The sequence below is a fragment of the Rhizobium sp. SVR5-2C genome (assembly GCF_056755115.1).
This window is the reverse complement of the sequence record NZ_JBNDHT010000149.1, coordinates 1-15,876: the sequence shown is the minus strand read 5'-3', so window position 1 is coordinate 15,876 and position 15,876 is coordinate 1. Positions and strand designations below refer to the sequence as shown.

The 15,876-nt window shown below is 58.7% G+C and carries 18 protein-coding genes and 3 pseudogenes; 8 read left to right on the top strand and 13 right to left on the bottom strand.

Translation table 11 applies throughout. The features are described 5' to 3' along the window. From ACPYOI_RS29730 to ACPYOI_RS29715, 4 genes are all read left to right on the top strand, one after another. Window positions 1-292, top strand: a 292-nt coding sequence (locus tag ACPYOI_RS29730) for a hypothetical protein (RefSeq protein ID WP_481419801.1), incomplete at its 5' end; no start/stop codon positions are given. Between the two features lie 11 nt (window positions 293-303). After that, entirely contained in the window at window positions 304-750 is a 447-nt protein-coding gene (locus tag ACPYOI_RS29725; RefSeq protein ID WP_481419802.1) for a pyridoxamine 5'-phosphate oxidase family protein, read from the top strand. 51 nt (window positions 751-801) lie between these two features. Then, window positions 802-1,374: a DUF1003 domain-containing protein gene (locus tag ACPYOI_RS29720; RefSeq protein ID WP_481419803.1), complete on the top strand. Its 573-nt coding sequence runs from the start codon at window positions 802-804 to the stop codon at window positions 1,372-1,374. A gap of 40 nt (window positions 1,375-1,414) precedes the next feature. Continuing rightward, entirely contained in the window at window positions 1,415-1,834 is a 420-nt protein-coding gene (locus ACPYOI_RS29715) for a transposase (RefSeq protein WP_481423736.1), read from the top strand. Between the two features lie 649 nt (window positions 1,835-2,483). Here ACPYOI_RS29715 and ACPYOI_RS29710 read toward each other — a convergent pair. The 7 genes and pseudogenes from ACPYOI_RS29710 to ACPYOI_RS29680 form a co-directional block, all read right to left on the bottom strand. After that, window positions 2,484-2,699, bottom strand: a complete 216-nt coding sequence (locus tag ACPYOI_RS29710; RefSeq protein ID WP_481419804.1) for a hypothetical protein — start codon at window positions 2,697-2,699, stop codon at window positions 2,484-2,486. Window positions 2,700-3,777: 1,078 nt separating this feature from the next. Next, window positions 3,778-4,386, bottom strand: a complete 609-nt coding sequence (locus ACPYOI_RS29705) for a general stress protein (protein WP_481419805.1) — start codon at window positions 4,384-4,386, stop codon at window positions 3,778-3,780. Between the two features lie 41 nt (window positions 4,387-4,427). Next, the gene (locus ACPYOI_RS29700; RefSeq protein ID WP_481419806.1) at window positions 4,428-4,742 is read right to left on the bottom strand and encodes a PepSY domain-containing protein; all 315 of its coding nucleotides are present in this window, start codon (window positions 4,740-4,742) and stop codon (window positions 4,428-4,430) included. Between the two features lie 481 nt (window positions 4,743-5,223). Continuing rightward, window positions 5,224-5,448 carry a hypothetical protein gene (locus tag ACPYOI_RS29695; protein WP_481419807.1) on the bottom strand — a complete coding sequence of 75 codons (225 nt, stop codon included), beginning with the start codon at window positions 5,446-5,448 and terminating at the stop codon, window positions 5,224-5,226. A 143-nt stretch (window positions 5,449-5,591) separates the two neighbouring features. Further along, complete coding sequence (locus ACPYOI_RS29690; RefSeq protein WP_481419808.1) at window positions 5,592-5,792, bottom strand: hypothetical protein; 201 nt, start codon at window positions 5,790-5,792, stop codon at window positions 5,592-5,594. Between the two features lie 360 nt (window positions 5,793-6,152). After that, a pseudogene (locus tag ACPYOI_RS29685) lies at window positions 6,153-6,449 on the bottom strand (thermonuclease family protein). Between the two features lie 63 nt (window positions 6,450-6,512). After that, window positions 6,513-6,821 (bottom strand): class I SAM-dependent methyltransferase, encoded by a 309-nt coding sequence (locus tag ACPYOI_RS29680; protein WP_481419809.1) that lies wholly within the window; start codon window positions 6,819-6,821, stop codon window positions 6,513-6,515. Window positions 6,822-7,017: 196 nt separating this feature from the next. Between ACPYOI_RS29680 and gatC the strand changes: the two are divergent. Further along, a pseudogene (gene gatC / locus ACPYOI_RS29675) lies at window positions 7,018-7,218 on the top strand (Asp-tRNA(Asn)/Glu-tRNA(Gln) amidotransferase subunit GatC); the annotation flags it as partial. Between the two features lie 1,898 nt (window positions 7,219-9,116). Here gatC and ACPYOI_RS29670 read toward each other — a convergent pair. From ACPYOI_RS29670 to ACPYOI_RS29645, 6 genes and pseudogenes are all read right to left on the bottom strand, one after another. Beyond that, window positions 9,117-9,390: pseudogene (locus ACPYOI_RS29670) on the bottom strand (hypothetical protein); the annotation flags it as partial. A gap of 122 nt (window positions 9,391-9,512) precedes the next feature. Then, window positions 9,513-9,704, bottom strand: a complete 192-nt coding sequence (locus ACPYOI_RS29665) for a CsbD family protein (RefSeq protein WP_481419810.1) — start codon at window positions 9,702-9,704, stop codon at window positions 9,513-9,515. 220 nt (window positions 9,705-9,924) lie between these two features. Then, window positions 9,925-11,007: a YihY/virulence factor BrkB family protein gene (locus ACPYOI_RS29660; protein WP_481423735.1), complete on the bottom strand. Its 1,083-nt coding sequence runs from the start codon at window positions 11,005-11,007 to the stop codon at window positions 9,925-9,927. 46 nt (window positions 11,008-11,053) lie between these two features. Then, entirely contained in the window at window positions 11,054-12,067 is a 1,014-nt protein-coding gene (locus ACPYOI_RS29655) for a DUF3618 domain-containing protein (RefSeq protein ID WP_481423734.1), read from the bottom strand. Continuing rightward, window positions 12,067-12,483 carry a phage holin family protein gene (locus ACPYOI_RS29650; protein ID WP_168832359.1) on the bottom strand — a complete coding sequence of 139 codons (417 nt, stop codon included), beginning with the start codon at window positions 12,481-12,483 and terminating at the stop codon, window positions 12,067-12,069. Before ACPYOI_RS29650 ends, ACPYOI_RS29655 begins: the two co-directional genes overlap by 1 nt. Next, a complete protein-coding gene (locus ACPYOI_RS29645) occupies window positions 12,476-13,042 on the bottom strand; it encodes a nutrient deprivation-induced protein (RefSeq protein ID WP_481423733.1) in 567 nt (188 codons plus the stop codon). The genes ACPYOI_RS29650 and ACPYOI_RS29645 overlap by 8 nt, the downstream gene beginning before the upstream one ends. Window positions 13,043-13,457: 415 nt before the next feature. On the opposite strand from ACPYOI_RS29645, the gene ACPYOI_RS29640 reads away from it, so the two are divergent. From ACPYOI_RS29640 to ACPYOI_RS29630, 3 genes are all read left to right on the top strand, one after another. Continuing rightward, window positions 13,458-13,631: a hypothetical protein gene (locus tag ACPYOI_RS29640; RefSeq protein ID WP_481417909.1), complete on the top strand. Its 174-nt coding sequence runs from the start codon at window positions 13,458-13,460 to the stop codon at window positions 13,629-13,631. Window positions 13,632-14,380: 749 nt separating this feature from the next. Further along, window positions 14,381-14,713, top strand: a complete 333-nt coding sequence (locus tag ACPYOI_RS29635; protein WP_481423732.1) for a hypothetical protein — start codon at window positions 14,381-14,383, stop codon at window positions 14,711-14,713. 515 nt (window positions 14,714-15,228) lie between these two features. Further along, a partial coding sequence (locus ACPYOI_RS29630; RefSeq protein WP_481423731.1) for a PhnA-like protein occupies window positions 15,229-15,876 on the top strand: 648 nt, incomplete at its 3' end.

The window sequence follows — 15,876 nt, the reverse complement described above, 5'->3', positions numbered from 1 at the left end:
GGGCCGTATAACGGTATTGGAGGTTGTCGCAATGACCTCGTTGAGCCTGCTCGTGAAAGCCGGTGACAAATATGCAGCCCAACAGGCGCTGTCGGCCATTCGCCGTGCGATGCGGTTGAAATGCAAAGACATCAAGCTCTCATCCTCGGATTCCGATTCTGCGATTGCCTATGCGCAGGAGCTTTTCGAGGCAACATTCCAGAACATGGACCGGGACGCAGCGGCGAAAACCATTGCCCCTTCAAACAAGCGCCGAGCATCGCGCCGTTCCATACCCGAGTTTCAGAGCTAGGAGGACCATCAATGGGCGTGAGAGAAATGACGGAGCGCGAAAGCCGGGAACTCCTTGCGCACGGAAATGTTGGGCATCTTGCCTGTGTCCACGACAACCGACCTTACGTCGTGCCCGTCCACTATGCGTTCGATGCGGAAAAGCTCTATGTCTTTTCCCTGGCGGGGCAAAAGGTAGATTGGATGCGTAGCAATCCGAACGCATGCCTTCAGGTGGAGGAAAGCGGCGAACATCACCGTTGGAAGAGCGTCGTCGTTCAAGGCACCTACCAGGAACTGCCGGACACTGCGGAGCGGCACAACGAACGTCTTTACGCCTGGTCTCTATTGCAAAAGCGCTCATTGTGGTGGGAGCCCGGCTCCTCCAAGCCGGGCACCGGCTCGGAGGATAAGGAGGCTCCGATCTTCTTCAGCATCTCGATTGCTCAGATATCTGGCAGGGAACTCGTTGCGTCTTGAAGGGCGCGAACTCCCTGAAGTCGCGACAACTTTGTACGTCCGGAGGAGATCATGTCTGCAGAGATAGTGCGCGAAATATCTGCGCAGGAAATTTCGCTTGGTGCCAACCGATACCTGGGAAAGCCGTTCGAGCTACTGACGGAGCGGGAGCAAGCGGTTTTCCGCCGACTGGTTTCACGAAGGGCAATTACCCGCGATGCAAATCAGTCATTTGACGAGAAGCTTACCTCGGCTCAACGATTGGCAGACAAGGTCGCGGAATTCGGCGGTTCTTGGACATTTATCATAATCTTCGCCGTTTCGCTCGCCATCTGGGTGGCCGTCAATTTGATCGCAGCCTCGCACGCTTTTGATCCCTATCCGTTTATATTTCTGAACCTGATCCTCTCGATGCTGGCGGCCGTTCAAGCGCCTGTCATCATGATGAGCCAGAACCGGCACGCTGCAAAGGACCGTGTCGACGCATCCCATGATTACGAGGTTAATCTGAAAGCGGAAATCGAGATCATGGCTCTCCATGACAAGCTTGACGAGTTGCGGAACACGGACGTCAAAGCCCTGGTCGCACAGCAACAAGAGCAGATCGACATGCTGACCCGGCTAGTGGTCGCCTCGACGAAATAACGCCTGACCGCAAAGGGGGGCTATAGCTGGGCACATTGACATGCTAAAAGCCTCTCTTCGCATCAAGACTTGGAAACGTCCGGCTGCCCCAAGTTCATGGTCCACCCCCGCGCGTAATTGTGCGCGGCACCTTCGCCGCGTGCTGAGAGAGCAGTTTCGGCACCTGCAAAGGGCCATGGAACGGCTGGCCGAGAGCGACGACACCTGCAAGCTGCTGATGACGGCACCCGGCGTCGGGCCGATGGCCCCCCTGAGTTTTCGGGCCGGCGTCGACGAACTGGTGCGGTTCCGCCGGTCGCGCTCCGTTCCTACCCACTTCGGATTGACGCCTCGCGCTATCAATCCGGTGAGATCGATCGGGATCGGGGCATTTCGAAATGCGGTGATGCCGCGATACGATGGGCGCCGGTCGAAGCCGCCGGGATCCTGCTGCGAAACTCGAAGCGGAACTCGCCGTTGAAGGCGTGGGGCCTCACCATCGCTCGTCGGCGAGGCATTGCGAAGGCTACCGTGGCGGTGGCTCGACGCCTGGCAATCATTCTGCATCGGATGTGGGTCGACAACACACCCTATCGCTGGGAGGCCAGGGCCGCCTGATAGATTGAGTTAAGGGTTCCGCTTCGCCGCGGATAGAAGTCCCGTTCAGGGACGAGTGGGTAGGCAATCTCGAGGCGGGGCTGGACGTCAGCTTAGAGCTAACAGTTTCGGAAAAAAGATTGAGATGCCTCTCCATCCGACCCGATCATGAAGCGGTCACGCGCCGACCTCGAAGAGAAGCCAGAGCCCTGGCGGGCGCTCATTACTATCCGGCGTGCCAGAGCCGTCACTCTTAAACTATTACAATGACCGTAACTGCGCCGCGGCGACGCGGAGCATAACCTTTTGCTTGACAGACCCAGCCCCAAAAGAGAAGCCCCGTCAGAGCGGGGAAGTTTGGCGTTTACAAGGTGGAATCGCAGGCCTTTCCGTATGAGGGTAACGGAAGGAATCCACGAAGATTACCGCACGATTTCACTTGGTTAAACGATCGAAGCTCCACTATGTTCCGGTGAAGCGACGGGGAGAGCCCCTGTTCTCGCTGCGCCGGGCATGGGAGCTCATCCGCGCGCTCAGCCCGTGTCATTTCCGCGCTTTACGGTTTGTTTTAGTTCTTTTCGGCTAAGGAGAACGTCGGTCTCTCCCGGCTTCCTATCGGGATGGCTGAACTTCATCCCTTCCTCTGCTGGCATATCTAGCGCCTGTCCCACATTCATGATCCCGACCGGCACGCGCTTACCGCCGACCTTCACCGTTGCTTCAACGATCTTCTTCCCTTTTTCCCTCATATCACACTCCTTGCATGGCAAACGCCACGGGCGTCCGATCGTTCCGAGGATCAAAATGAATAGTCGCCGACGCCCGCTATCAGCTTCTGGCGGACGATGTGCAACAAAGGCCCGCCTTACTTCTAAGACGAGCCTCAGCAGCACTGCAGGGATCGCCTTCAGAAAAAACCTTCAGCGTGGAACCGGTTCACCCCAGACTACCCCGTCCCGATGGCACAATGCCAGAAGGTCTAACCTAGGTATACTAGCCCAAAGGTGCTAGCGACGCCGACAACTTGCAAACGACATGGAATTGAGCTTGGCCTGCAGGGCTTCCGAGGGCTTGGATGCAAGGCCAGAGGGCGCGCGGTTCGTTGGAAAACTCCGCTACCCATTATTTCAACATCGATTGTGCCGGAGTGTTCACGGATCTGTGCTACGGTCAAAAAGAAGTCCCAACGACTATGATAAGGCTTTCCGGGTGAATTCGGTCATGAACGCTTCGATAGTCCGAGTGCGCTATCCAGAAACTCGCTCCGATTGCGCCGTCTTGACTATTCCTTGACGGCCAATCAGCCGCCAAATTTCTTGGAAAGGACTCGGCATGTACTATAATCGAGCGTCAGGCCCTCTAAAATGACGCTTGCATCATTGACTATGGTTGTCGATTCGTCGAGCTTCCAGGTGAAGGATTGCGTTTCCAAGGAGCATATTGCATGGCGCTTCCTCGACCTCCTCGCCATCGGCCGAGCGCGTCCTGACGACGCGTACTGTCGCCAGCGAGTCCCGTCTCGCCAGAATGTGACGATCGTCATCCATCTTCACATGCATCACGCGGGAGTTCCGCCGGTTGCTAATGATAGCGCCATTTCCGAGGAGACAGTTCCCAACAAACGAGGCGTCGAATTGTTCAGAAAACCGATCCGAAATTTGTATCTGTGAACGCCAACGCAGCCAGGGAGCTGCTGCTAGAACGCGGTAGCCGATGGTCAGCAGCACACCGAAAGCTTCATCGGCATCGCTTTGGTGTTGACGAGCGTGCGAAACGGCCTGCCAGCCCGGGTTGCGCCGAGTCCGAAGAGCCACCGTCTCGCAGAGATCAGACGGTCGGCGAACGGCGATAGCGGCGTCGTTCCTCCTCAATCTGTTCAGGTCCGTACGGATCGAGCGTGTCATCAAATCTCGTCCAGCCCTCCTGCTCATAGGCCGTCCTGCGTTCAACAGGGTCGATCCAGTTCGACCGCTTCAGAATAGCCGCCGCCTCCGGAGCCAGGGCATCGTCGACCCTCGCCGTGACAAGCGATCCCCCGCGCCTGACGCCTTCTGCGTAAACATGAGCATCGGCTTCCGAAACGCCGGAATCGGTGAGGGCGCCGATCAATCCGCCTGCTGCTCCGCCAGCGACGGCTCCGGCGGCCGCACCAACCGCGGTGGCGGCGAGCCAGCCTGCCGCGACGACGGGGCCGACGCCTGGGATCGCCATGATGCCCAGACCCGTGAGCAGGCCGCCTGCACCGCCGGCAAGAGCGCCGAGCCCCGCACCTGTGACTCCGCCTTCGGCCGCCCCTGAATGATCCTTCGCGTAGCGGTCATCGGCATTGTTCGAGACAATGCTGATGTCATCGGAGGGAACGCCTGCATCCTCGAGCGCTTCCACAGCGGCGGTAGCATCATTGTAATCGTCAAAAAGTCCAGTCACGGTTCTCATTCGTGTTCTCCTTAGTGTTTTAGCAGTTCGCCTTGGGCCAATTACATGGCGACGACGTTGCCCTGGTAGTCGAGAGCGACTTTGGCTGGTTTCCCTTCCTTCACCGCTGAGGCCTGCCAAATACCCTTGTCATCGAGCTTTAACCCGATAACGTCGATATAGCCCGCCTTCTCTATGCGCTCCTTGGCCTGTGCCTCAGTGAAGCTGTTTGCGCCTGGAACCGGTGCTTTCGGGTTCTTGCTGTCGGGGGTTGCAACGGCTGAGGTGTTCGGATCACTGGAAGGGGCTGCCGTCTGCGCGACAGCCGTCAGCGCCGACACTCCAATGAGCGCCGCTGCCAAAATCAGTGTTTTCATTGGTGTCTCCTCATTCTCGGGACGCAATCACGTCCGTGAGCCGACAACTCGCATTGCACGATTAGGTTCCGACGACATGTTCGACGAGAACGTCGGGCTATCACGAAGGGAGTCTTTCCCAGCGCAGCTTGGTCGGCCTCAGTTGTCGCTTCGTCACCGGGCCCCGTTCGCGCACCACGACGCGTAGGTGGATCTTGGACGTGCCGTGCATCGCACTGTACTCGGGGGGTAACAGCAATAAAGTAGTTAAAGCGCCAACCGGGGCCATCAAGTCATCAAGTGCGATTAAACCAACCAGGCGATCCAAGGCCCGGTGGTACCACTACGGTCAAAGAAGCCCTGCCGAAGCAGGGCAATTCGACGAAGAAAGCATCGCGCGGACTTCCAAAGGGCAAGGAAGGGACAGAGCAGTGAGTTGCTTCCACGCGATCCCAAACACTTAACGTCGAGATGCCGCTGCTGTTCCGGTCTGGTAGCGTACTCAATTGTGCCGAAGCTGCTGTTCGATAATCTCGCGCGCAAGCTCTGTCACGCCGCCGTCGTCGGCTGGATCGGTGTCCAACCGGGAGACTGCGAACTGATAAATTGCTTGGTGATCCTCGGCGGACAGGATGCCCTTTTGTTCCAGATGCAGCATCAGCGCCGAAAAGAGTGCTGATGTGGAAAGGGAAACCGCAGATGCGCAAATTAGGGCGGGGTCGTCCACGTCAGCAGCGATCCTTGGTGACGGTGGCCGGCGTGTGAAAGCTCCCCAAAACTCTCGACGGTTTTTGCTCATGGCTCGTTCCCAGAATAAACTCGGAATCTAGAGCCCGTTTGTTCCTGGGCAATAAGCATTATGCGTGAGCCTCAGCCGAGAAGGGCGAACAGCCCCGCCAAACTACCGATGACCCCGGCAATCGCTCCAAGCATAGCCATTCCCATCTGCAGCCACATTCTCCGGCCGGGCTCGCGCGGCTCTCCCTGATCTTCCAGCAAACCTTTAACTTTCGGATCGACCCATCTTCCTGTAAATTTTTCTGTGCTGAAGAATGACATAACGCCTTTCATCGGCGCATGGCTCACACGGGGTCGGCTGTGTCGGCATTCAGAATGGGGAGAACAAGAGGCATGTTCTGGAAGCCGGGATGGATCAAACTCAAAAAATATCGCCCTCCTAGAGGCGAGACGCGCGGCAATTCGGCAGGCCGAGATTCAAGCGTCTCGGAAGACAGAACGAGGCGATCAGTTAGCAGAGTCAGAAGTCCGGGAAGAGGCTGAGAGATGGTTCAGGAAGTCTTGGGGCGGCCTCGTTTCTGGAACAAGAGGAGGGCGAAGGAGGTTGCGCTCGTGTTGTCCCTCAAATCCACATCCTGCTTGGCATTTTGAAACCGTCGCGACTTGCATAATCGTGCGGGGCTCCGGCCCCGCTTACTCTCCGCACCAGTCGTTTCGATGCCCGGCCGCCATTCTCGAGCAAATCCTTCCCTCAATAGCCTGGCCGAGTTCCTGGCCATTCGCTCGATAGATATTCACCAGCGGCCGATGTGACGGCGTCTTGTCGACGACACCACTCCATTCCACACGCAAGCCCTTGTCAGCCAAAAGCTCTTTCAGCCTTCCCTTGGCGATTAAGCTTCCGTCCTCGAAAGGGCTACGCCTTGCCAAGCAGGCTGCGCAAATCGTCAAGCCGATGAAATGACCAAGCGCGGCTTCGGCCGCGCCTATTCGCTACACCAAATGTTTCCGACGGTGCGGCGTCCACGTCGGGCACTTGCTAGTGGTGCCGCCTCATTCCGCTGCCCGTATGCGAGAGCTTGCCATCGCACTATGAGTCCGTTCCGAGTTCACCATGTAATCACGAGTCAACGGGACGGCGTCTGCCCGCTTGGCAAGCAAACACCCTATCGAGCGAAAGCGGAATCCGATCTCGCACAGAACGAGATAGAATTCCCACATGCGACAAAACCGTTCGTCATAGAGTGTCGCAATGCGCTGACGGTTAGCCATGAAGCGTTCACGCCAGTGGCGGAAGGACTCCGCGTAGTGCAGGCGCAGGGGAAGTGTCGCCTTAACGGTTGCGGTGGTAGTTGCTGACATGACCCAGCTCGCGCCGACAGCTCTCCCACCATGTCGTTGTTTAGATTGGGATCGCGTGGCGAGCAAATCACTGCTTTGACCCTTCCGCGCCCTTTATGGAAGGCCGCGCGGTCCTCTGGATCAGACTGCCCCGCGTTGGCGGGCCTTCTTCTACGCCAAGCATAGCGGGTTGAAGTTGTATATTCGCAGGCCTGCCATGGCTGTCGACTTTGTCACCGTTAAGCGCGTTGCGCGTCTTGCCCCTATTGCCGTATCGGAAGAAGAGGCAAACCGCTTAGTTTGCGAGCTGAACCGCATTCTCGGTTTCGTCGAACAGCTTTCCAAAGTGGACATCGAAGGTGTCGAGGCGCTGACCTCGGTCACACCTATGAAAATGAAGATGCGTGAAAGCTTGATCGAACTCTGCCGATGCGATAGCCCCGCAGGCTCTCCGCGGGGCTTTCTCTTGGACCGGCCGATTTGTGTTATTGGCAATTACCCCCAGCGTCTGCGGCTACCCCAGGCGCCGTCTTGGTCGCATTATTGGTTGTTGTTTGCCCCTGAACGCAGTCCGAAGAATCTTTCTTGCCCTGGGAGTCCTTCTCGGTGTTGGATGTGCTTGTAGCTGAGTTGTCAGTGCCTGAGACGCCCGAACCTGAAACGGCGCCAGAACCGCCGGTGGTGCCGGAACCGCTGGTGGTACCAGAACCACCAGTGCTCCCGGAACCGCCCGTCCCGCCCGAGCCGCCGCTAGTCTGAGCCATCGCCGACGTTGCAAGACCGATCGAAAGTGCCGAGACCGTGATGAGTTTCAAAAGCATTGGGTGATCCTTCCATTTAGCTTCGGTTAGCTCCACCCAACTACGTTGCTCCTTCAGTGTTCCACATCAGTATCGGAGATGTGGTCGATAAAAGCCGCGTTAAGCTGCGCAGCTATGTCGTCGGCCTCCTCACGCGCCAAACCAGTGAGCTTCCGTCCCGACGCCTCGATAGGCAGACCGGTTTCCGTATCGAAAACTGACCAGGAGCCATCTGTCTGTTGTAGGGACGCGGCTTTTGGTCCCTTTGTCAATTGGCGTATCATGGGAACCTCTCGTCGCCGAACTTTGACGGCCAGGCGGGTTCCTCACAGCTTATGTCCGCTGCCGTACCAAGCAGCGTAATGCTTCGTTCACGGATGGCTTTCCGACCGTACGCCACCGTACCGGAACATCGCGCGGCGGCAGCCAGCCGCTGGCGTCCATGACGTCGTCGTCTGTAAAGATATGCTGGATAGGCTCTGCCGCGAGCACGGCTCGAGAAGGACAAGGACGCCGTGAGGGCGTGCGAGAGCCGGAGCAACTGGCTATCTTGGCCGGAGCCTCACACGTGAATAATCCTCGTATGGTCCTGCTTCACTCCTGCCCGCCAAGCGGACAGAAGCGCGAGTTGACGTACCGGCGGCACCGGGCGTGCTGCATGTATGATTGGGCTGAAATTTGCAACAAACATTCCGGGTCGAAGTTAGGACCCTATGCCACACCTCAGGTACAAAGTGAGGAAGAACATCAGCGGTCCCTATTGGTCGGTGATCGACATCTTCACGGGTCGACCGGCCGAGGTCTTTGGGCTGGTCATCGACAACCTAAGTGAGAAGGTGGCAAACGAAGTGGCCGTTATGTTGAATCACCGAGACTTGAGACGCAGGGGTTTCCTTAAGGGCACCAAGGGGGATACCTAAGGCTTCAATGGGTCCCTCAGAATTCTCCCAAACATCTGAGGTCAGCGCTAAAATCCACCGTAGAACGGTTTTGGGAGCATGGAATACAGACCTTTCGACAAATTCCGGTACGGCTTGGCGACGCTTCTGGTGAGCCGCCCCATCTCCGTTGCCGTGCAGGCACCGCCCGTTGGTGGACAGAGGCCGTCGAGAATTATGCCGACGCCGTTAGGTTCCGCGACAAGCTGCGCGTCGAAGGAGACCCTAACAAGTTGCTCGCGGAATACGATCTGCGGTGAGCTTGAGGATGAGTTTGAAGGCTATTTCACCGCCACCGGATCCGACCACCCGTGAGCCGCTGAGCGAAACCAAAGTCGCAGTCATGGATCAACTCCCGGACTTGAAGGCTACTCCTCAGGACACCCCGAGCCTGTACGATATCGGTGTGCCTCTGGCTGCGCGATCTTCCGTTTCATAACCTCAAACTGTCCTGCTTCGGCGGAATGTTGTGACTTAGCGACCGCAAGCGGATTGCGCGGTATGTCCGCCCGACGCCGCGTTTCCCAGCCAGATAAGCTGGCGACCTCGCCCTGCTAATTTGTCCGGCTTCTCATGGTCTACTGGGCGGTGAAGAAGGTCAGCAGGACCTTGCCCTTGTCGCCGAGCAGGCAGACGAACCGGTCTTTTCCTTCCAGCGATGTACGCCTCGCCAAGAATGACGGTCTTAATGGGTACGTCCTCGACCTTCGTGTCGGCCTTGCTGATCGCCAGGCTTTCCGTGTCCATGACAAGATCCGTGATCTCCGGCGACCTTTCCTGAAGCGCGAGAAGGCCGGTGGACCTGCATGCGTTCACTGCCGGATCCTCGGCAGCCTGGGCGAATGCGTTTCCTGAGAGAAGCCGAGCGTGACGACCGTAGTGACGAAAGCGATGACTTTCATATCGCCCTCTTTTCGTGGAACGAGCCCGCGACGAGCGCGGGCTGAATTGGGACTGTGCTGGATTGCTTGTGGCTACGCCTTGTCGATGCTCTTCTTGACGGCGTCCTTGGCCTCGCCCTTGGCGACCTGGGCCTTGCCTTTGGCTTCCTGAACGCTGCCCTTTGCCTGCTCTTCTCGATTGTCGGCGGCCTTGCCGACCCCCTGACGCGCCTTGCCAGCGATTTCGTTCGTCTTGCCTTTGATCTTGTCCGATGTGCTTCCCATGATCCGTCTCCTTTGTTCGGCTCAAAGGAAAGCCGCGACTTAGCAGTTCGTTCCCTCAATTTAAAACAGCTTGGAACTCTTAACGGGGCGCCTCTGATCCCCGCGTTCGAAACAAACGACCGCGACCACGGGGCCGGGCGGGTCGAAGGCGCGGCACGCAGGAGATGGGGCGAACTTACGCTTCCGGACTAACTGGCTGCGAAGGCGGCGTCCGTGCTGGTCAGCGCAGCCGGTCTGCGGTCTCGCCAAGGGTGTCCGCCACATAGGCTCCGCGTGATCCCATCGGCAACGGCGCTCCCGTGGTGGTGTCCCTCGCCGTCTGGTGTTCCAGTTCCGCGTTCAGCTCGCCTCCCAGGATCAGGATGACGATCGACAGCCATATCCACACCAGGAAGCCGATCAGCGCGCCGAGGGCGCCGTAGGTCGCGTTGTAGTTGGCGAAGTGGTTTAGGTAGAACGAAAATCCCAGCGACATTGCAAACCACGAGACGGTTACGAGAGCGGCACCCCACGTCATCCAACGGAGCTTGGCGGGTTGCCGGCTTGGGGCGAAGCGGTAGACGGCGGTGACCGCTGCGGCGACGATCAAAAGCAACAAAGGCCACCTCAGAAACAGGGCCATGTGCTCCTTGAATTGGTCGAGCCAAAGATAGGAAAGCACCACAGGCATGACGGCGACCAGCGCTATCATTGTGGCGGCAGAAATCATCGCGCCGAGAGTGAAGCACAGCCCTATGAGGTTAAGCTTGATCAGTCCTCGCTTTTCTCTCTCCTCATAGGCCACGTTCATCGCATCAAAGACCGCGAGCGTGCCGCTATGCGTGCTCCAAAGGGCGATAGCAAGGCCCACGAAGAAGGTGATGCCAAGCGTCGAGCTGCGGCTTTCGGCGAGGCTCTTGATGCGATCGGCGATGAGATCGAAAGCGCCCGGCGGAAGCAATCCTGAGAGCTCCTGCAGGTGGTCGCCGATGGTGGCCGGATCGGCGATCAGCCTGTAGAGCGCGACGAGAGCCGACAACGAGGGAAACAGAGCCAACAACAGGTAGAACGTCACCCCAGCGGCGATGAGTGTCACACGATCATCGCTGACTTCGTGGATCACCCGCCAAAAGACATCGCGCAGCCCTTTCACAGGGATCGCCTCGGGGACGCTTGCGTCCCTTCCGCGGCCAGCCTCGAGTTCGTTCTCCCCTGATCCGTCTGGCGTGTCTCCACGCGTCCCCGTCAGTGCGACGAGTGCGCCGCCCACCGCGACAAGGAGGGTGGCGACGCTCGACAGCTTGATGTGGGGACCAATGGGCACTGGCAGTTCCTTTTCAGCAGGGTGTAATTGCGGTTGGCAACGCTTCTTACTGGGATTGCGGTTCCCCCTTGCGCACCCCTGATTTGGACGCGTCGGCCTCCTCGACCACCCGAGCCTTGGCAGCATCATGAACGTCGGACGCGGCTGAAACAGCCTTGCTATAGACGTCGGATGCAATCTCTGTTCCTTGATCCATCATCGAAGACGCCTGGGCCGCAACCATGTCTTTCGCCGCCTCGGCGGCTTCGCCGAGATACTCGTCTTCGGTTTCCGTATGCGGCAACGCCGCCCCGATCGCCGCGCCCACCGCAAATGCGAGAGCGCCGCCGACAAGCGGTTGGTCGCGGAAGTGGGTTAGAATGGCATCGTTCAATTTGCTCGCCTGCTGTTGCATGCTTGCTCCTGCCGAAGTGGAGCGCTCCGAGATCGAGCTGGCAGCATCCGATGCGCGCGTTCCGATATTGCTTGCGGTGCCCTTGACCTGAGCCCATGTTTTCGAGGCCCATCCCGACGCGGCGTCAAACATCGCTCCCGTCTCGTCGGCGATCTGCTCGATCTGCCTTCCTGTGGCATCCGCAAAGCCCCGATACGTCTTTCCCGCGTCGTCCATGAAATGCCCGGCGCGGCGTCCGGCATCGTCGGTAATGGCTTTCAAGCGTTTCCCTGAGGTGTCGGCGAAATGGCTGTAGCGGACACCGTTTTCGGTTTCCGGCGGGCCGATCCGCCGCACAGGTCCCTCGACCTGATAAAGGGGATAGTCAGCATCCAAACCAGCGCTCGATGCAGTGGCCGGCGAAGACGGATATTGTTGCTTTGCCATGAGCCATGCGAGGCTGACGCCCATCAACGCGACCGGTACCGGATTGTCCTTCAAAGCCTGGCCGAGATTTCTGACATACTCGCCCCCACCGCTGCTCTTCGCGTAGACCAGAACTTCATCGATGAGCTGCCCCGGCGACATTCGCTCCTGAATGGCGTCTATGCGATCTCCTATACGTTGCCGATCAGCGTCGATCTCCCGCTGAAGATCGGAGGATGTCTTTTCAATTGAGTTGGCCATCAGATCTTCTCCTTCACGGCATCGACGTCGCGGCGCAGCGATGTCGTCGTGCGATCAAGCTTCAAGTTGCTTCCGCGCAGTGCGCTCAAGCCTCGTGACACCATCGCCCAGGCGATCAGGGCAATGATGAGGCCGACAACAAGTGCGGCAAGCGCGCTGGCGTTCGGCTGCGTCATGCCTTGGCCGACCAAAAAGGATGAAAGGCCGCCGACAAGCGCACTCAGTAGGACGCCGACGGCGCCGATCGCGAGCACCACGCCAACGATTAGAACCTCGATGCCGCTCAGCGCCTGTGTGAGTTTTTCAGAAGCTTCGGTCTTGGCGAGGTCGATTTCTTTGCGTAGGAGTCCCGTCAGATCGGCCACGAGTCCGCTCACGAGTTCGGAGAGCGGGATGTTTTCGGTCGGTTTAACCATTTGCAGGCCCTCCGCTCTTCGTGGAAAAATCGGATTGAATACCCGTATTCTCCTGTCGCGAGCTTGCCTTCGCCGGTCGACTTGCCGAGGCCGTTAGAAAGCGGCTGGCCGCAAGCCCTGCCAATGCCGCGATTCCAAGAAAGGCTAGTGGCTGCTTGCGTCCGAAGTCTTCGGCCATGGTTGCTACTTCGCCGAGGTCGCGTCCCTCCATCTGCTTTGCAAAACTTTGCACGCGACTCCCGATCTGCCTGGCGTATCGACCGACCTCGGATTGATCGGATTTTTCGAGCTCCAAGCCAACTTTCTGAAGGGCGGTTGCGATGCCGCCGACCTGACGGGCAGCAAAATTTGTCTGCTCGGAGACGGCCTCCTTCGCCTTGACGACCGCGGCTTCGGCGCCCTCCTTGATGGTCTCGCGTGCGCCGCTCAGGTCCTCAGCGATCTTGTCTTTAAGATCGCCCAACTGCGCTGGGCTCGTCGTCGATGGATTGGGCTCTCCGCTTTGTGGTGGCGACTGACGCAAGGGCGCTGCCCCGCCTTCCGAAAACTCGTTTGACATTGAATCCTCCCATGCATGGTTGACGGCGGCTGCCGCATCTCACGAACCATCGATCGGAAGATTGGTTCCTCTGCGGTGAGATGGTTCGTGGAAACCTCTGGCCTGCAATTTTTTTGTGGGCAGATCATGAGGGAATAGCCGCCATCGAGGAGGTAGCGACCTCACAAGATGGGGGCTTTCCCGCTGCTGCGTATGCACTGTCATGGAGCCGCATCTCAGGAAGGCCGCTTGACGCGTCAGCAGACGCCCGAATGGGCGCAGCGGGGCGGACAAGAAGGATGAAAGCTCGTACAGTGCCTGGGCTCCGGACGCCCCCAGGCAACGCCTTCCACTGCAAGGCATGCGGAGAAATCAACAACATCTCCGGCGATGCCCCACGACACGGCGATCGCCTCCCGCAGCAAAGGGAGATTCCTTGACATCCGGTCGAGATCGTCTTTCGCCGCCACAAGATCCCTCGTCGGTGGCGGTCCCTCTTCTCGTCGCCATCAACACGTTCTGCGATCATATCGACGGTCTCAGCGGTCTGGGAAAGTTCCTCTCCGAGCGCTACTCGGAGCAGGAAGCCGAAGGCGATGTAGCCTCGTAGCCGGTCGCTTCCCAGTCAAACGATGAAGGTTGGTCAGGCCATAAGACCGGCCGAACGAAGAGCATCTTCGATGACCTTTTGCACGCCGCTCACAGGCCGATGCTGGTCCGGAATTGGCGGCATCTGTCGAAAGTCGTCCGCGCTGGGAATTTAGGAACACAAGCGGTCTACGGTGGTGTTTTTGCCATCTCCCAGGAACAACCGGACGTCGCTCGTGTTGAGGCGTGAGGATTACCAACCCAGCTCACAGTTTCAACGAGGACGCCATGACAAATCAGCTTGAAGACAATTCTCCTTCGCAGGTAAAACGTACGCGGAGTACCGCCGCGCGAACGAGACAGGGGCTTATCGGAAGGCCGGTTCTTGTGGTGCTCGTCTGCGCACTCGCGTTGGCTGCAGTGGCGTGGATAGGTGCCGAAATATGGGGGGAAAGCATCGATCGCGACGCAAAGCCAACGGCTTCTACAAGCGCTGATCCGGTCCCTAACACCCCGGCAGGAAGTGGAACGTTTGACAATAATCCAGCAATCGGAACGTCGCCCCCTCCGACTGCGACCGCCCGCGACCCGACCCCTACGGGAAACGGTGGCGGACCGACACAGGTCACGACCCCAAGCGGCAACGAGAAATGACGCTTTCCGGTGAGACGATCGAAGCAGAGGCCGCGGCGCGGAAGAGATTTGCCGACCCCGTACCCATGTTCGACTGGCTGAGAAGAGAGTTTGACTACGGGGGGAACCCCAAAGTTGATGTTCAAGGTTATTCATGTGGCGATCACCGGGGGCGAGCTTTTTGAGAAGGTCCGTCAGCGCCTCTTCGCTATCGATCGGCCTTGCAACTTCGGCCATGGCTCAGGCCAGCGGCGGCTCTGGTGGAACTGGTGGTTCTGGTGGACAAGTGGCTCTGGCCAGTCCGGCGGCGCGTCAGGTTCCGGTAGCGGATCTGGCAGCATGGCCGGTAGCGGCTCCGGTACTTCCTCCCCCGGCACGAGCACCGAGAAAGACAAGGACTCCCAGGGCAAGCAAGATTCTTCCGACTGCGTTCAGGGCCAAGTCAAAGATGCCGCCGGCAATTGCCAGTAAAATCTGGCTCAACGAAGACACCCCGCGGTCAATTCTGCGGGGTCTTTGTGGCGTTCCTACAAGCGACACATCACGCTGGGGGCCCTCTAGGGGCGTTCGAGTGATTTCAAATTTCCAGATTGATGGCAAAATTCGAGATTTCGCGACCGCCTACATCGAACGCATATCCGCGGAATTGAGGGCGGTCGACCTCCTATCCGAGTTGACACCATGTGCGGAGTCGATCGCCTAAACGGCAGCGGGCCTCTCACTGTCTTTCTCCGGGATTAAATTGCGGTCAGGCACAATGTCGGTCGCCCTAGTCGCAGCAAACTTTGCGGACATACGTGTTCCCAGCGTCACCATTGAATCCTTCGCGATCAGGCCACGGGCATTCGACACATCCTTTGCATCCTGCTCAGCATCGGTGCCGCTGAAAGCGACCGCTACACGCTAGCCGATGCGAAATACTTCTTGGAACATTCGGATGAAGCGGGAGTTGGCATCCACAGAACCGCGAAAAGGAGGCTCCTACAATGTCCCAACCATCCATCTCCCGCCTGCCGGGGGATACTCCGTATGCGGTCAACCCCGTTGACCCGCGGATGACGGCCACCATCAACAAGATATCATGGGGTGCAGTGTTTGCCGGCGTCGTTCTCGCACTCGCGGCCCAGTTCCTGCTCAATCTTCTCGGCGTCGGAATTGGAGCTGCAGTTCTCGACCCAGCCACATCGGACAATCCTACAGCGACGAGTTTCTCCATCATCGGCGGCCTCTGGTTCGTCCTTTCCGGCATCGTCGCCTCGTTTATCGGCGCCTATGCGGCAAGCCGGCTGTCTGGCCGTCCCAGCAAGTCCACAGGCGGTTTCCACGGCATCACCTGCTGGGCCGTCACCACGCTGGTCATTCTCTACCTCCTGACGACCTCGGTTGGCACACTCGTTGGCGGCGCGTTCAGCGGCCTTTTGAGCGCGGTCGGCGGCGTTGGCAAGACGGCAGCAACTGCGGCGACCAGCGCAGCGCCTTCGATTGCCGCCGCAACCGATCCGATGGCCGATATCGAACGGCAGATCCGCGAGGCTAGCGGTGGCTCCGACCCGCAGCCCCTTCAAACGGCGGCAGTGACGGCGATGAAGGCCGTGGCAACGGGCGACCCGAGCAAGCTCGAGGACGCCAAGGCC

Bases quoted from the DNA above. Each gene is read 5' to 3' on its own strand.
- ACPYOI_RS29725 (WP_481419802.1), top strand. From the start codon at position 304: ATGGGCGTGAGAGAAATGACGGAGCGCGAAAGCCGGGAACTCCTTGCG.
- ACPYOI_RS29720 (WP_481419803.1), top strand. From the start codon at position 802: ATGTCTGCAGAGATAGTGCGCGAAATATCTGCGCAGGAAATTTCGCTT.
- ACPYOI_RS29715 (WP_481423736.1), top strand. From the start codon at position 1,415: ATGCTAAAAGCCTCTCTTCGCATCAAGACTTGGAAACGTCCGGCTGCC.
- ACPYOI_RS29710 (WP_481419804.1), bottom strand. From the start codon at position 2,699: ATGAGGGAAAAAGGGAAGAAGATCGTTGAAGCAACGGTGAAGGTCGGC.
- ACPYOI_RS29705 (WP_481419805.1), bottom strand. From the start codon at position 4,386: ATGAGAACCGTGACTGGACTTTTTGACGATTACAATGATGCTACCGCC.
- ACPYOI_RS29700 (WP_481419806.1), bottom strand. From the start codon at position 4,742: ATGAAAACACTGATTTTGGCAGCGGCGCTCATTGGAGTGTCGGCGCTG.
- ACPYOI_RS29690 (WP_481419808.1), bottom strand. From the start codon at position 5,792: ATGAAAGGCGTTATGTCATTCTTCAGCACAGAAAAATTTACAGGAAGA.
- ACPYOI_RS29680 (WP_481419809.1), bottom strand. From the start codon at position 6,821: ATGTCAGCAACTACCACCGCAACCGTTAAGGCGACACTTCCCCTGCGC.
- ACPYOI_RS29665 (WP_481419810.1), bottom strand. From the start codon at position 9,704: ATGGGAAGCACATCGGACAAGATCAAAGGCAAGACGAACGAAATCGCT.
- ACPYOI_RS29655 (WP_481423734.1), bottom strand. From the start codon at position 12,067: ATGGCCAACTCAATTGAAAAGACATCCTCCGATCTTCAGCGGGAGATC.
- ACPYOI_RS29650 (WP_168832359.1), bottom strand. From the start codon at position 12,483: ATGGTTAAACCGACCGAAAACATCCCGCTCTCCGAACTCGTGAGCGGA.
- ACPYOI_RS29645 (WP_481423733.1), bottom strand. From the start codon at position 13,042: ATGTCAAACGAGTTTTCGGAAGGCGGGGCAGCGCCCTTGCGTCAGTCG.
- ACPYOI_RS29635 (WP_481423732.1), top strand. From the start codon at position 14,381: ATGTTCAAGGTTATTCATGTGGCGATCACCGGGGGCGAGCTTTTTGAG.